This is a genomic window from Plantactinospora sp. KLBMP9567, from assembly GCF_033446045.1.
Lineage (GTDB): Bacteria > Actinomycetota > Actinomycetes > Mycobacteriales > Micromonosporaceae > Plantactinospora.
Window position 1 is genome coordinate 88,958 of the sequence record NZ_JAWQRR010000037.1, and the last position, 16,344, is coordinate 105,301.

The 16,344-nt window shown below is 70.7% G+C and carries 9 protein-coding genes; all 9 read left to right on the plus strand.

What is annotated here, in order from left to right:
* The first annotated feature begins 21 nt into the window (after positions 1-21).
* Positions 22-687, plus strand: coding sequence for an EboA domain-containing protein (locus tag R6Y94_RS26975; RefSeq protein ID WP_318398657.1), 666 nt, complete (start codon positions 22-24; stop codon positions 685-687).
* Positions 687-1,589 carry a TatD family hydrolase gene (locus tag R6Y94_RS26980; protein ID WP_318398658.1) on the plus strand — a complete coding sequence of 301 codons (903 nt, stop codon included), beginning with the start codon at positions 687-689 and terminating at the stop codon, positions 1,587-1,589. The genes R6Y94_RS26975 and R6Y94_RS26980 overlap by 1 nt, the downstream gene beginning before the upstream one ends.
* Complete coding sequence (gene eboE / locus R6Y94_RS26985) at positions 1,589-2,830, plus strand: metabolite traffic protein EboE (protein WP_318398659.1); 1,242 nt, start codon at positions 1,589-1,591, stop codon at positions 2,828-2,830. The genes R6Y94_RS26980 and eboE overlap by 1 nt, the downstream gene beginning before the upstream one ends.
* Positions 2,823-4,307, plus strand: a complete 1,485-nt coding sequence (locus R6Y94_RS26990; protein WP_318398660.1) for an alkaline phosphatase family protein — start codon at positions 2,823-2,825, stop codon at positions 4,305-4,307. Before eboE ends, R6Y94_RS26990 begins: the two co-directional genes overlap by 8 nt.
* Positions 4,304-5,371 (plus strand): polyprenyl synthetase family protein, encoded by a 1,068-nt coding sequence (locus tag R6Y94_RS26995; RefSeq protein WP_318398661.1) that lies wholly within the window; start codon positions 4,304-4,306, stop codon positions 5,369-5,371. The genes R6Y94_RS26990 and R6Y94_RS26995 overlap by 4 nt, the downstream gene beginning before the upstream one ends.
* Before the next feature lie 524 nt (positions 5,372-5,895).
* Positions 5,896-10,176 carry a hypothetical protein gene (locus tag R6Y94_RS27000; protein WP_318398662.1) on the plus strand — a complete coding sequence of 1,427 codons (4,281 nt, stop codon included), beginning with the start codon at positions 5,896-5,898 and terminating at the stop codon, positions 10,174-10,176.
* Between the two features lie 8 nt (positions 10,177-10,184).
* A complete protein-coding gene (locus R6Y94_RS27005; RefSeq protein WP_318398663.1) occupies positions 10,185-10,451 on the plus strand; it encodes a hypothetical protein in 267 nt (88 codons plus the stop codon).
* 459 nt (positions 10,452-10,910) lie between these two features.
* Positions 10,911-13,805 carry a PQQ-dependent sugar dehydrogenase gene (locus R6Y94_RS27010; protein WP_318398664.1) on the plus strand — a complete coding sequence of 965 codons (2,895 nt, stop codon included), beginning with the start codon at positions 10,911-10,913 and terminating at the stop codon, positions 13,803-13,805.
* Positions 13,806-13,873: 68 nt separating this feature from the next.
* On the plus strand, positions 13,874-16,051 hold the full coding sequence (locus R6Y94_RS27015) for a ThuA domain-containing protein (RefSeq protein ID WP_318398665.1): 2,178 nt from the start codon (positions 13,874-13,876) through the stop codon (positions 16,049-16,051).
* The last annotated feature ends 293 nt before the right edge of the window (positions 16,052-16,344 follow it).

The following is a 16,344-nucleotide window of genomic DNA, read 5'->3' on the forward strand; positions in this document are numbered from 1 at the left end:
GGAAAGACTGGGGAGGACCGGATGGAACCGGAACCGGAACTGGAACGACTGCGGGCGGCGCTGCTGGCCGTACCCGACGGGCGGCCGCCCGACCGGGACTGGCTGGCCGAGGCGTTACGCCGGGTCGGGGCCGAACCGGCCGCGATCGGCCGGCTCTTCGCGGCGGCCGGCCGCAGGTGTGGCCGGGCACCCCTGCCCGACCTGCCGGACTGGACCGCCGACGACGCGGCCCGGGTGCTGCTGCTGGCCGCGCTGCCCCCGACCGAGCTGCCCGGTCAGGTCGAGACCCGCTACCGGTACGGCGACGCGGCCGAGAAGCGGGCGGTGCTCCGGGCGCTGCCGCTGCTGCCGGTCGGCGACGCCGGAGTCCCGCTGCTGCACGACGCGATCCGCACCAACGACACCCGGCTGGTCGCCGCCGCCCTCGGCCCGTACGCGGACCGGCTCGACCAGGCCGCCTGGCGGCAGGCGGTACTCAAGTGCGTCTTCACCGGGATCCCGCTGGTCGCCGTGCACGGGCTCGACCGGCGGGCCGACGCCGAGCTGGCCACCATGCTGGCCGGTTTCGCCCAGGAGCGCCGGGCGGCCGGCCGGGACATGCCGGCCGACGCGACCGCGTTGCTGGATCGACTGAGCGCGCTCGACCGGTCGGGGACCCCGACCGCGCCGGGCGCGGAGGAGGCGTGATGAGGATCTTCGACCCGCACATCCACATGACTTCCCGGACCACCGACGACTACGAGCGGATGGCCGAGGCCGGGGTACGCGCCCTGGTGGAGCCGGCGTTCTGGCTCGGTCAGCCCCGGACCAGCGCGGCCTCCTTCGTCGACTACTTCGACGCGCTCGTCGGCTGGGAGCCGTTCCGGGCCAGCCAGTTCGGCATCCGGCACCACGCCACCATCGCACTGAACCCGAAGGAGGCCAACGACCCGCGCTGCCGGGAGGTGCTCGACCTGCTGCCCCGCTATCTGGACAAGGACGGCGTGGTGGCGGTCGGCGAGGTCGGCTACGACTCGATGACGCCGGAGGAGGACGAGGTCTTCGCCACCCAGCTCGCCCTGGCGGTCGAGTACGAACTGCCGGCGCTGGTGCACACCCCGCACCGGGACAAGGCCCGGGGCACCGAACGCAGCCTGGCGGTGGTCGCCGAGTCCGGGCTCGACCCCGGCCGGGTGGTGATCGACCACCTCAACGAGGTGACCGTGCCGCTGGTCCGGGACACCGGCTGCTGGCTCGGCTTCTCCATCTATCCGGAGACCAAGATGTCGCCGCCGCGGATGGTCGAGCTGCTGCGCAAGTACGGCACCGAGCGGATGCTGGTCAACTCGGCCGCCGACTGGGGCCGGTCGGACCCGCTGCTGACCCGGGCCACCGGGGAGGCGATGCTGGCCGCCGGGTTCGACGCCGACGACGTCGACCGGGTGCTCTGGCGCAACCCGGTGGAGTTCTACGGCCAGTCCGGCCGGCTGGAACTCGACGCGGACGGGCCGGCCGACGCCGACGGGCCGGCCGAGGCCGATGCCGGTGGGCCGGCCGACAGGGCACCCGTCACCTTCGAGGGGAACTCGATCCTGCGGGGCGGTAGCTGATGCGGCTGCGGCACGCCGACGGGCAACTGGTGCACCTGAGCTACTGCACCAACGTGCATCCGGCCGAGGACCTGGCCGGGGTGCTGGGGCAGCTCGACACGTACGCGGTGCCGATCCGGGAACGGCTGGCCGCCGACGTACTCGGGTTGGGGCTCTGGCTGGCCGCGCCGGTGGCCGCCGGGCTGGCCGCCGACCCGCAGACCCGGCGGCAACTCCGCGCCGAGCTGGTGGCGCGTGGGCTGGAGGTGGTGACCCTGAACGGGTTCCCCTACCAGTCCTTCCACGCGCCGGTGGTGAAGCAGGCCGTCTACCACCCGGACTGGACCACCCGGGAGCGGCTGGTCTACACCCTGAACCTGGCCACCGTACTGGTCGACCTGCTCCCCGACGACGCCGTGCGGGGCTCGGTCTCCACCCTGCCGCTGGCCTGGCGCGAGCCCTGGGAGCAGCGCCAGGCCGACCGGGCGGCCCGGGTGCTGGACGAGCTGGCCGGCGGGCTGACCCAGATCGCCTGGCGTACCGGCCGGGCGGTGCGGGTCGGCTTCGAGCCGGAGCCGGGCTGCGTGGTCGAGTCGACGGGTCAGGCGGTCGCCGCACTGTCCCGGGTGGACACCGACCGGCTCGGCATCTGCCTCGACCTGGCCCACCTCGCCTGCGCCTGGGAGGAGCCGGCGCAGGCGCTGGGCCGGCTGCGCGCCGCCGGGTTGCCGGTGGTGAAGGTGCAGGTCTCGGCGGCGCTGGCCGCCGCCGACCCGGTCGCCGCCGCCGACACCCTGCGCGGGTACGTCGAACCGCGCTTCCTGCACCAGACCCGCGCGCAGCAGTGCGGGCGGGCCGCCGATCCGGCCGACCCGGCGCATGCCGCCGACGACCTGGACGCGGCGCTGGACGCCAACCTGCCCGGCCCGTGGCGGGTGCACTACCACGTACCGCTGCACGCCGTACCCGCCGCGCCGCTGGAGTCCACCGTCGGTGTGCTCCGGGACGCGCTGCGGGAGCTGTTCGCCGGGCCGGTCGCCGGCTGCGACCACCTGGACGTCGAGACGTACACCTGGGGGGTGCTGCCGGTCGCGCAGCGCCCGGGATCGGACGCGGAGCTGGCCGGCGGGATCGCCGCCGAGCTGGCCTTCGCCCGCGACGAACTGGTCGCGCTCGGGCTGACCGAGGTTTCCGGTGACGTGCCCGGGACCTACGGGGCCCCGGCCGCCCCCGCATCCGCGCCGAGGAGGCATGATGGCTAGTCCACTGGTGGTTGTCGACGTGGTCGGGCTGACGCCCCGGCTGCTCGCCCACATGCCCCGGCTGCGCGCCCTGGCCGACGCCGGCTGCCGGGCCGAACTCGGTACCGTGCTGCCGGCGGTGACCTGCTCGGCACAGGCGACGCTGCTCACCGGGGCGCTGCCGGCCGAGCACGGCATCGTCGGCAACGGCTGGTATTTCCGCGACCTGGGCGAGGTCTTCCTCTGGCGCCAGCACCACGCGCTGATGGGTGGGGAGAAAGTCTGGCAGGCGGCCCGCCGGGAGCGCCCGGACTACACCGTGGCGAACGTCTGCTGGTGGTACGCGATGGGCGCCGACGTGAACTGGACGGTGACGCCCCGGCCGATCTACTACGCCGACGGGCGCAAGGAGCCGGACTGCTACACCGACCCGCCGGAGCTGCACGACGAGCTGACCGGAAAGCTGGGCGGGTTTCCGCTCTTCACGTACTGGGGGCCGGGGGCAGGGCTGCCGTCGTCGCGGTGGATCTGCCGGGCCGCCGAGCAGATCATGGCCGAGAAGAATCCCGACCTGACCCTGGTGTACGTCCCGCACCTCGACTACGACCTGCAACGCTTCGGCCCGTCGTCCCCGCAGGCGGCGGCCGCCGCGGCCGAACTCGACTCGGTGCTCGGCCCGCTGCTGGACGCGGCCGCCGCCCGGAACGCCACCGTGGTGGTGCTATCGGAGTACGGCATCACCGAGGTGAGTCGGCCGGTGGACGTGAACCGGCTGCTCCGCACCGAAGGGCTGCTCCGGGTCTACACCCAGGACGGGATGGAATACCTCGACCCGTGGACGTCCCGGGCGTTCGCGGTCGCCGACCACCAGGTCGCGCACGTCTACGTGAGGGATCCGGCCGACGTGCCGGCGGTGGCGAAGCTCTGCGCCGGGCTACCCGGGGTCGCCGAGGTGCTGGACTCCGCAGGCAAGGCCGGGCACGGGCTGGACCACGAGCGGGCCGGCGAGCTGGTACTGGTCGCCGAGCAGGACGCCTGGTTCAGCTACTACTACTGGCTGGACGACGCCCGGGCCCCGGACTTCGCCCGGTTGGTGGAGATCCACCGCAAACCCGGGTACGACCCGGCGGAGCTCTTCTTCGACCCGGCCGCGCCGGGTGCGGCGAAGCGCCGGGCGGCGGTGGCGCTGGCCCGGAAGAAGCTCGGGATGCGCTACCTGATGAGCGTGGTGGGGCTGGACGCGGGCGCGCGGGCGGTACGCGGCTCGCACGGCCGGCTGCCCGCCGATCCGGCGGACGCCCCGGTGCTGATCTGCTCGGACCGGTCGGCGGCCCGGGACCGCTACCAGGCCACCGAGGTCAAGAGCCTGCTGCTCCGCCTCGCCGGCACCGCTCCCGCCGCTGGTGGTGCGGATTCCGCTGCTGGCAGTGCCGCTCCCGCCGCTGGCAGTGCTGGCGGTGCGGATTCCGCCGCCGCTGCCGGGGGAGGGCGGCCATGACGGCGACCGTGCCGGAGGTGGATCTGGGCGAGCTTCGGAAGCGCTTCGACGCCCAGCTCGTCGCCTTCCTCGACCGCCAGGACCCGGACTGGCCGGACGGTGCGCCCCGGGGCGTCTTCACCACCCTGCACCGGTTCGTGCTGGCCGGCGGCAAGCGGCTGCGCCCGCTCTTCTGCTACTGGGGCTGGCGGGCCGCCGGGGGTGCGGACGGTACCCCGATCGTGGCCGCCGCCGCCGCGCTGGAGCTGTTCCACGCCTTTGCGCTGATCCACGACGACATCATGGACGGCAGCGACCGGCGCCGGGGCGAGCCCTCGGTGCACCGGCTCTTTGCCGACCTGCACGCCCGATCCGCCTGGCGCGGCGATCCGGCCTCGTACGGGCGCAGCACCGCCCTGCTCTGCGGTGACCTCTGCGCGGCCTGGGCGGACCAGCTCTTCCACGAGTCGGGGCTGACCCCGGAGGAGGTGCACCAGGGGTACGGCGTCTTCGCGACCATGCGTACCGAGGTGATCGCGGGCCAGTATCTCGACCTGGTCTCCGGGGTGGGGGACGGGTCGGTGGCGAGCGCGTTGACGGTGGTGCGGATGAAGGCGGCCCGCTACACGGTGACTCGGCCGTTGCAGATCGGTGCCGCGCTGGCGGCCGGCTCGCCGGAGCTGCTCGGCGCGCTGGCGGCGTTCGGCGACCCGCTGGGCGACGCGTTCCAGCTCCGTGACGACGTGCTCGGGGTCTTCGGCGACCCGGCGCTGACCGGCAAGTCCATTCTGGATGACCTGCGCGAGGGCAAGCCGACGGTGATGATGGCGCTGGCCCGGGGGAGTGCCGACCGGGCCCAGGCGCAGCGGTTGAAGGCGCTCTTCGGCAACCCGGAGCTGGATCCGGACGGTGCGGCCGAGCTGCGGTCGATCATCGTGGCGACCGGCGCGCTGGACCGGATCGAGCAGATGATCAAGGTACGCACCGACGCCGCGCTGGCAGCGCTGGCCGAGGCACCGGTCTCCGCCGAGGCGGCCACGGTGCTCACCACCCTGGCGGCCGAGGCCGTGCAACGGCACGGATAGCGGAGCCGCCCAACCGGCACAGGATCGGCCGGGCATCGGCGCCGTATCGGTGCCGAGGGAAACCTGTTGCGGCCGAGTGGCCCGAGCCCGCTCAACATGACGGACTCGGGCCACCACATCGTCAAGGGGCCGAACCCCTCGGGGAAACCGACGAGGTTCCGGTCAGTTCACCCAGGGACCGCATTGTCAGGTGGTCGGCTCGGTGGGGCCGGAGCCCCGGCATGCGTGGAACCGCTGGTCGCTGTACTGGATCCGGGGCACGGTAGCGGTGTTGTGGTTGCCGAAGGCCTGCGAGTTGGCCTTTTGACCCGGGTGTGCGACGAGGCGTAGCCGGCGTACCGCCTAGCTGGACATAGGTCGGGCTGATGTCGCGGCAATGGGCCTTTGAGGATGGCGCGATGATCGGTCGCTCGATACTGCCCCGATCCGACGACGGAGAGGCAGCCGTTGAGTACCAGGGACGACCGCATACACACGACCACACACCGTTTCTCGGCAAGGAATTTCTCCGCAGGGAATGGCGCATGAGCACCCGTCGTTCTGGACGCCGCGGTATCTGGGCCGTCGCCGCGGCGCTCGCCGTGGTGCTGGCGCCCACCGCCACCGCTCGGGCGCAGCCCAAACCCGACGCCGACCTACCCGCACAGCGGCCCGTACCGAGGGGCACGGACGAGATCCCCTCGGAGCGGCGGGCTGAGCTCCTCGGACCAGGCTGGGAGCAGTCCGCGGACCTGGCGTGGACCACCGCCGGAGACGCTGACGGCTTTCACGTCCTGACCGCCGATGAATCCGACGGTTACCGGTGGCGGACGTTGGCCACCCTCTCCGAACCCGGGCTCGAAGCCGATTCCTGGATCGGCAATGCCTGCGTGACGAACTCGGGCCGCAAGATGGTCGTGGTGTATGCCCCACGGACTTTCACCAACGAGACGGAGCTGTTCGACCGGGGTGGCTTCACGGCGGTCATCGACATGCGCAACGGTGAGACCGTCAAACTTCCGGTGCAGTCCAGCATCGCCTACTTCAACCCTGGCTGCGGTGCAACGGAGGAGGCCGTACTGACCCAGGGCGGCGACGAAGACCTGGGGCGTACCCGACTGATCCGGGTCGACACCCGCTCGGCAGTGGTGCGGGCCAGGGTGACCGTTCCCGGCCAACTGACCTCGCCCGTTCCCACCGCACAGGGCATCGTCGCCGCGGACAACGGTGCGCTGGTACGCGTCGACGGCAAGGGCGTCCGCCGAGTGCTCGCGCCGACCAGCGGCGTACCGTTCAAACTCGCCGCGGACCGGGACGGCGGCGTGGTCTTCATGGAACGTAACGCCAGCGACCAGGCCAGTGTCCGGCGCGCCGCGCTGCCCACGGCGGGCAGGGGACGGGCCGCGTCGGTCAGCACGCTCGCGGCCGGTCCGCTCAACAGCCTGGACGTCACGTCCAGCCGAGGCGGCAGGGTCTTCGTGACCGGTGCGGCACCTGCGGCCCGACGCGGCCCGGCGCCGGCGAGCGTGTCGCTGCTGGACGTCCCCAAGGGGAGCCAGGTGTCCACACAGGGCCGGCTAGCCATCACCTCGGTGCTCCGGGCGCAGCCCGATCCACGCACCGCGTCCCCGGACACCATCGCCGCCGAGCAGGTCACGATCGCCGCCACCGTACTGGCCACCCGCCGGTCGGTCGAGTTCTCGACCACTCCGGACGAGGGTTCCCGAGGCGCACAGGGTGCGAACGCCGGTCGGCAGCTCAGCCCGGCGGTACGGACCCGGGATCGGGCGGGCGCCCGCGCTCTGGCTGGAGATCCCCACAGCCCCGCCGACCTCAGTGACCGCTACTGCTCCGTGCCGCGCAACGATCCGGCGAACCAGGTGATGCAGCCCAAGCCACGCCAGGTGGAGTGGGCCGTCGACCAGGCCGTACGTAACGCGCTCCACGTACAGCGCCCGGCGAACTGGAAGAACCTGAACATGGCGGCGTACACCCCGCAGGGGTTGTTTCCCTGGCGGGGCTTGACCGGTGGAGGCTGGGTACCCGCGCAGGTGCTGCTGGGGATCGCGGCCCAGGAGTCGAACCTGTGGCAGGCCGCCCGCTTCGCGGTGCCCGGCGTGACGGCGAATCCGCTGATCGGCAACTACTTCGGAGTCGACATCTACAACGACACCGAGGCGGACGACTGGACGATCAACTGGGCCGACGCCGACTGCGGATACGGGGTCATGCAGGTGACCGACGGGATGCGCCTGGCCGGTCGGGAAAAGCCCGGCGAGCAGGCGCATCCGTACCATATCCAACGCGCGATAGCGTTGGACTTCGCCGTCAACATCGCGGCCGGACTGGACATCCTCGTCAGCAAGTGGAACCAGACCCGCGCTGCCGGGATGATGATCAATAACGGCGACTCCTCGAAGATCGAGAATTGGTTCTACGCGGTCTGGGCGTACAATTCGGGGTTCTACCCTGATGCCGGCAACGGCTCGCCCTGGGGCGTGGGTTGGGCGAACAACCCCGTCAACCCCAGGTACCCGGCCAACCGGAATCCTTTCCTCGAGACCACCTATCAGGATGCGGCACACCCCCAGGACTGGCCGTACCCGGAGAAGGTGATGGGCTGGGCCGGGCATCCGGTGGAGGTGCTGGAAGCCCCCGACACCCTGGTGTCGGGATACCGCGCCGCGTGGTGGAACGGCGGCGACACGATCGGCCGGCTGAACAGGGCGTTGGTGAAGCCGCCCGTGGCGCAGTTCTGCGATTCGACGAACCAGTGCGACCCCGACGAACGGTACCTCCCGAACGCGCCAGACGTCGTCGGTGAACCAGCCGGGCCATGCGGGCACAAGGACTCCGCCGGACGGTTCGACCTGCGCTGTTGGTACCACCAATCGAGCACCTGGAAAACCGACTGCTCCTACTCCTGTGGCAACGAACTGCTCCGATTCGACCCGGGCTACGCCTACCAGGAGGATGGCACCGCCTACTCGCCCCGATGCGTCCTCGACGGACTGCCGAGCAACGCCCAGATTGTGGACGACGTACCGGACGGCACGCCCTCGGTCCGGCCGAACTGTGGCCGGCCGTGGACGAACGCGGGCACCTTCCAGTTCACCTTCAAATCCGACGGCAGCGGCCAGTACCCCGGCAAGATCGACACCCACCAGATCGGCGGTGGTTTCGGCGGCCACTTCTGGTTCACCCACACCAGAACCGCCGCGGATCTGGGTGGCCGGCTGGAGGTCAACGCGACCTGGAAGCTGAACAGCGCGCGAAATGGTCCGATGCGGATCCTGGTCGCCCTACCCGACCACGGCGCACACACCAAGTTCGCCCGCTACGTGGTCAAGACCGCCAACGGCGACCGGGTCAGGGTGATCAAACAGCCCGGCACCAGTAACCGGTGGGTCTCCCTCGGCGCGTTCATGTTCAACGGCGTACCCCAGGTGACCCTGACCTCGGTCACCCCGGATGGCGACGGCAGTCAGGACGTGGCGTTCGACGCGATGGCGTTCGTGCCGATCAGCGGCACGTACCGGGAAGACACGGTGGAGGCCGTCGCGGTCTTCGACGAGGATCAGGACATCACCACGAACTGGCCGGGAAGCTGGATGGCCGGGCCGCTCAAGAACCCGAGGTCACTGTACGACTGGGGAATGGAGCGCACGGGCGACCTGCTGGGCCTGCCCGCCTGCACCGCGCCGGGCACCGGCAACTGCCTTCAGCCCGCGATCAAAACCTTCGCCCAGAACTGGCAGCAACAGGTTTCCACCGCTGGTTGGGACCCCGTGAACCATCCGGACGGCGCGAGCATCGGTCGGTGGATCGGGTTCGCCCAGCCGTACACCGATCGGCCCACCGGCGCCAACCGCCCTAGCCACTTCGACGACGACGATCGTTTCAAGATCAAAACCAAGGCGACCGTAGCATTCGTCGCCGACAGCAGCGGGCAGGTTGTTCCGGGCAGTGAGTGGGCCGAATACGAGCATCGAACCGGCAACACGCATCTGCCGCAATTCGTTCGGGAGCTGTTCGGTGCCGTTCAAGCCAGCTACGGCATCGCGCCGCCCGACCTGGGCTATCGAGTTCGTGACCTGAACGCCCACAACGGTGCCTATACCAGTGTTGATCCGGTGTCCACCGGTGTCCTGCCCGGCCGGGCCTACGCGTACGCCGGCATCGCGCCGAAGTTGCGTAACAGCGCTGGCGCCGAGACCGAGGTCAACGCGGTCTGTGTGCTGTCCCGGGTCGTTACCGGCGGGTCCATCGGTTATCGGCCCATGCTGGGGGTTGACGGTCCGTCGGAGGCTTTCCAGGCCTGGGTTGACCGGTTGGAGGACAGCGTCCTGGTGGCCCGGCCGATCGCGGAGCTGGCGGAGAACCTACGGGAGATGTTCTTCGACCGTGGGGCCATCCCCGGCCTCAACGCCAGCATGTTCGGCCAGGCTCCGCCCATCTGGCAGGAACTCGGCTTCGAGACGTGTGCGGACGGAACGATTCGCCAGGTCAACAGCCGCCACATCCTGCTCAGCAGCTGGATGCCCGACCAGTACCTCTACCGCAACGGCCGAGCAATGACGCAGACCGGAGCCGCGAAGAACGACGCGAGCAATGCGGCGACCGGCTTCTTCGACCGTTTCAGCAACGTGCCTGGCACGGCCGACGAGCATCCGTTCGGCGACTGCGACACCGACACCGGACGGTCTGGGAACCCGTGGGGAATGAGCCCTACCAGCATCCCGCCGCAGGATGCCGGGTACAACCCGGCAAGCGCGCATCTCTGTGTAGGCAGGAACTATCCCACCGATCCATCACACAGTAGTTAAGCTGAAGAATGGCTGCTCTGGCGGTATATCTGGTCATACTGCTGCCGGCGGCGGCGACGTCGGCCGCAGTGGCGCTCCTGCCGCTGCGGCCGGCTCGGCTCCGGCTCGGCGTGATGACGGCTCACCTGCTGGTGACACTCGCACTGATCGCGTGGTTGCCCGGCACGCCGCAGCTGTGGCTTGTCGTCTTCAGCGCGGGGCTTGCGATCGCCATCGTTCGGCTTGTCATGGCCGCCGCCGAGCTGTACAGGGGAGGTGGAAAGCCACCGGCTTGAGTCGCCATTGAGATCGATCGATACTCGGAGGCGCCGGTCTCCGCCGAAGCCGCCGCGGTGCTCGCCACCCTGGCGGCGGAGGTCCGGTGGCGGCCCGGACAGCGGTGCCAGACCGTGCGCCCGGCCGTCGATCCATAGTGGAGCTGACCGTGTCCGGACGATCACCGAGGGCGCACCTTTTCGCCGTGACGACAAAAGTTCATGTTGGCGTGGCAGAAGGTATAGACACATCAACACATAGAAATTACTGTGTCGAGCACAGCTCAGAGTTGTTACGTCGAGGTAACCGACGGCGCGGTTAGCCCACGACAGCGATCGGCGTACCGGCGTGCCCATGGCGGTACACGGTCGCGGCTTGGCGGGAACGGCGGCCCCCGGGCGGAGATCCACCCGACGGCATCTGGCGCGACGGCGAGCGCCCTGCCTGTACGCAACTGTTCAGGACGGGAGTGCACGACCATGTCTTCCACCGACCATCCACATCCGCCCCGCCATCCCCTCCGGGCCGGTCGAGCCCCTTCGAGACGGCGGCGGCGGGCCTCCGGCGCGGCGCTGCTGCTGGCCGCGACCACCCTCCCGGCGGTACTCGCCCCGGCCGCCCCCGCCGTGGCGCACCCGATCAACGCCGCCGACTTCCAGCAGGTGACCCTGGCCCGCGGCGTCGCCGAGGTGGGCGAGCCGATGACCATCGCGGTGCTGCCGGACCGCTCGGTGCTGCACACCGCCCGCAACGGCACGCTGCGCCGCACCGACGCGGCCGGCAACACGGCGGTACTCGGCACGCTGCCGGTCTACACCCACGACGAGGAGGGGTTGCAGGGCGTCGGCGTCGACCCCGGCTTCGCCACCAACCGGCAGATCTACCTCTACTACGCCCCGCCGCTGTCCACCCCGGCCGGTGACGCACCGGCCACCGGCACGGCCGCGCAGTTCGCGCCGTTCGCCGGGGTCAACCGGCTCTCCCGGTTCACCCTGAACGCCGACTTCACCCTTAACACGTCCAGCCAGGTGACCGTGCTCGACGTGCCGGCGGACCGGGGGATGTGTTGCCACGTCGGCGGCGACATCGACTTCGACGCCGCCGGCAACCTCTATCTCTCCACAGGGGACGACACCAACCCGTTCGAGTCCGCCGGCTACGCGCCGATCGACGAGCGGACCAACCGCTACCCGGCGTACGACGCGCAGCGCTCGGCCGGCAACACCAACGACCTGCGGGGCAAGATCCTGCGGATCAAGGTGAACGCCAACGGGACGTACTCGATCCCGAGCGGGAACCTCTTTGCGCCGGGCACCGCGAACACCCGGCCCGAGATCTACGCGATGGGCTTCCGCAACCCGTTCCGGATGAGCGTGGACAAGGCCACCGGGCACGTCTACGTCGGCGACTACGGCCCGGACGCCGGCTCCACCAACGCCAGCCGGGGCCCGAGCGGGCAGGTCGAGTTCAACCGGATCACCTCGCCCGGCAACTACGGCTGGCCGTACTGCACCGGGACGAACACCAGCACCGAGACGTACAACGAGTGGACCTTCCCGGACGGGCCGGGCGGGACGAAGTACAACTGCACCGGCGGCCCGACCAACAACTCGTTCCGGAACACCGGCCAGGGCACCCTGCCGGCGGCCCGCCCGGCCTGGATCCGGTACGCCGGTGACGCCGGCACCCCGCCGGAGTTCGGCGGCGGCTCAGAGTCGCCGATGGGCGGCCCGGTCTACCGCTACAGCGCGTCGAACCCGTCGACCACCAAGTTCCCGGCCTCCTTCGACGGCCAGTTCTTCGCCACCGAGTTCGGCCGGGGCTGGATCAAGCCGATCCACGTCAACGCCGACGGCTCGCCCGGCACCATCGACACCTTTCCGTGGGTCGGCAAGCAGGTGATGGACTCGGCGTTCGGGCCGGACGGCTCGTACTACGTGCTCGACTACGGCACCGGCTACTTCAACGGGGACGCCAACTCGGCGCTCTACCGGTTCGACTACGTCGGCGGCGGCAACCGGGCCCCGATCGCGGTGGCCAGCGCCAACCCGACCTCCGGGATCGCACCGCTGACCGTCAACTTCTCCTCGGCCGGCTCCTCCGACCCCGACGGCGGAGCGCTGAGCTACTCCTGGGCGTTCGGCGACGGCAGCACGTCGACGGCGGCGAACCCGACGAAGACCTACACCGCGAACGGCACGTACACGGCGACGCTGACCGTACGCGATCCGGTCGGCGCCACCGGCACCGCCAGCGTCACCATCGGGGTCGGCAACACCGCGCCGACGGTGACCATCACCGCCCCGGCCAGCGGGCAACTCGTCGCCTTCGGTGACACGGTGCCCTTCTCGATCAGCATCACCGACCCGGAGGACGGCACCATCGACTGCTCCCGGGCCAAGATGAACTATGTGCTCGGGCACGACAGCCACGGGCACCTGATCACCTCGGCCACCGGTTGCTCCGGCACCATCACCATCCCGGTCGACGGTGAACACGACGACGCGGCGAACATCTTCCCGATCTTCGACGCCGAGTACACCGACCGGGGCGGGCTGACCACGCACACCCAGCACGTGCTGGTGCCGAAGCACCGGCAGGCCGAGCACTACAACAACTCGTCCGGGGTGAACAAGTTCGCCAAGACCGCGGCCGAGGGCGGCCAGACCGTCGGCGACATCAACAACGGGGACTGGATCGCGTTCCAGCCGTACCGGCTCGCCAATGCCACCTCGTTCAGCGCCCGGGTCTCGTCGGCCGGTGCCGGCGGCACCATCGCGCTCCGGGCCGGCTCGGCCACCGGCACCGTACTGGGCAGCGCCACCGTGCCGGTCACCGGCGGCTGGGACACCTTCACCACCGTCACCGGCACGATCAGCAACCCGCCGGCCGGCACCACCACGCTCTACGTGACCTTCGCCGGTTCCGGCACCGGTGCCCTCTACGATGTCGACGCCTTCACCATCAACACCGGCAGCTCGGGTGGGGGCGGCGGCACCGGCCCGATCGTCGGGCTGGCCGGGAAGTGCCTGGAGATCGAGGCCGGCGGTACCGCCGACGGCAGCCAGGCGCAGATCTGGACCTGCACCGGATCGGCGCACCAGACCTGGACGAGAAACGGCCAGACGCTGCGTACCCTGGGCAAGTGTCTGGATATTTCCGGCGCCGGTACCGCGAACGGCACCAAGATCCAGCTCTGGACCTGCAACGCCACCGCCGCCCAGAACTGGACCCCGCAGGCCGACGGCTCGCTGCGCAACCCTGGTTCGGGCAAGTGCCTGGACGTCTCCAACAACAGCTCCGCAGACGGGCAGAACGTGCACCTCTGGGACTGCATAGCCGGCGCCGCCAACCAGAAGTGGACCCTGCCCTGACGTAGCCGGACGGGCGCCCGCCCCGCACGGCGGGCGCCCCTCCCCACCGCCCTCGAAGGAGAGCGACGATGCGACTGTTCCGCAGCAGAAAGACGCGACTGTTCCGCGGCAGAAACCCGAAGACGATCCGTCCCAGCCTCGCCATCGCCACCACCACGCTCGCGGTGCTGGCCTGCACCACCGTGCCGGCCGGCCCGGCCAGCGCCGCCGACGCCCCCTACGACGTGCTGGTCTTCTCCAAGACCGCCGGGTTCCGGCACGACTCGATCGCCGCCGGCACGCAGGCGATCCGGGAACTCGGCGCGGCCAACAGCTTCACCGTGACCGCCACCGAGGACGCCGCCCAGTTCACCACCGCCAACCTTGCCCAGTACGAGGTGGTGGTCTTCCTGAACACCACCGGCGACACCCTCAACGCCAGCCAGCAGAGCGCCTTCGAGTCGTACATCCGCAGCGGCAAGGGTTACGTCGGGGTGCACGCCGCGGCCGACACCGAGTACGACTGGCCGTTCTACGGCAACCTGGTCGGGGCGTACTTCGCGTCGCACCCGGCGATCCAGCAGGCCAACGTCAAGGCGGTGGACCGGGGGCACGCGGCAACGGCCCACCTGCCGCAGACCTGGACCCGCACCGACGAGTGGTACAACTACCGCACCAACGCCCGCTCCACGGCCCGGGTGCTGGCGACCCTGGACGAGTCGTCGTACTCCGGCGGCGGGATGGGGGCGGACCACCCGCACGCCTGGTGCAAGACGTACGAGGGCGGCCGCTCCTTCTACACCGGCGGCGGGCACACCCAGGCGTCGTACGCCGAGCCGGCGTTCCGGGCGCACCTGCTCGGCGGCATCCGGTACGCCGCCGGCCGGACCAAGGCCGACTGTCGGCCCGAGTCCGGCTACACCACCCTCTACAACGGCTCCACCACCGGCTGGTCCCAGGCCGGACCGGGCAGCTTCACCAACTCCGACGCCACGCTGAGCTCCGTCGGCGGCATGGGGCTGTACTGGTACAGCGCCAAGCAGTTCACCTCGTACTCCCTGAAGCTGGACTGGCGGATGGCCGGCGACGACAACTCCGGGATCTTCATCGGCTTCCCGCCGTCGTCCGACCCGTGGTCGGCGGTGGACAACGGCTACGAGATCCAGATCGACGCCACCGACGCGGCCGACCGGACCACCGGCGCGGTCTACACCTTCAAGTCCGCGGACATCGCGGCCCGGGACGCCGCACTCAACCCGCCGGGCGAGTGGAACAGCTACGAGCTGCTGGTCGAGGGGGAGCGGCTGCGGATCTACCTCAACGGTGTGCTGATCAACGACTTCACCAACACCAACCCGGTACGGTCGCTGGCCGGGCACATCGGCATCCAGAACCACGGCACCGGCGACGACGTCTCGTTCCGGAACATCCGGATCAAGGAACTCGGCGGCGGCCCCGGCCCGGATCCGGACCCGGGCACCAACACCACGGTCCAGGCCGAGGCGTTCAGCGCGCAGAGCGGGGTGCAGGTGGTCGGCAAGGCCGGCGCCAACGGCGGGTCGACGATCGGGTACCTGGACCCGGGTGACTGGGCGGCGTACAACGGGCAGAACCTGACCGGTGTCACCTCGCTGCGGGCCCGGGTCGTCTCCGGCGGTGCCGGCGGCACCCTCCAGGTCCGGACCGGTTCGCAGACCGGCCCGGTGCACGGCACCGCGACGATCTCCAACACCGGCGGCTGGGAGAGCTACGCCGAGGTGAGCACTGCGCTGTCCGGGGTGCCGACCGGCACCCAGAACCTCTACCTCACCGTCGCCGGCTCCGGCACCGGGCTGTACGACGTCGACGAGTTCACCCTGGTCAGGTCGACCACCGGCGGCACCGGAACCGGGCCGGTGGTCGGGCTGGCCGGCAAGTGCCTGGAGATCGACGGTGGCGGCACCGCCGACGGTACGCAGGCACAGATCAACACCTGCGTCGCCGGCTCGGCCCGGCAGACCTGGACGAGGAACGGGCAGACCCTGCGGGCCCTGGGCAAGTGCCTCGACATCTCCGGCTCGGGTACGGCGAACGGCACCAAGATCCAGCTCTGGACCTGCAACTCCACCGGGGCACAGAACTGGGCCGCCCAGTCCGACGGAACCCTGCGCAACCCGGGCTCCGGCAAGTGCCTGGACGTGTCGAACAACAGTTCGGCCGACGGCCAGGACGTACACCTGTGGGACTGCATCGCCGGCGCCGCCAACCAGAAGTGGACGTTGCCCTGAGATGAGCGGGTAGCGGGCGGCGCGCATCCCCACCACCCGCCCAGCGCGACCCCGCCGCCCGCCGTCTCGCCCCGTCCTCCCGGACTCCTCCGGTCCGGGAGGCGGGGCTCTGTCCGCCCGCCGGGCTCTGTCCGCCCGCGCGGCGGCTCGGCCTCTGTCACGCTCGGCCTCTGTCACGCTCGGCCTCTGGTCGCTCGGGACTTTGTCGGCTCGGGCTCTGGTCGCTCGGGCTTTGTCGGTTCGGGCTCGGCCCTGCCCGGCCCGGACGGCCCCGGTCGCCGGGTCGGGGCTTC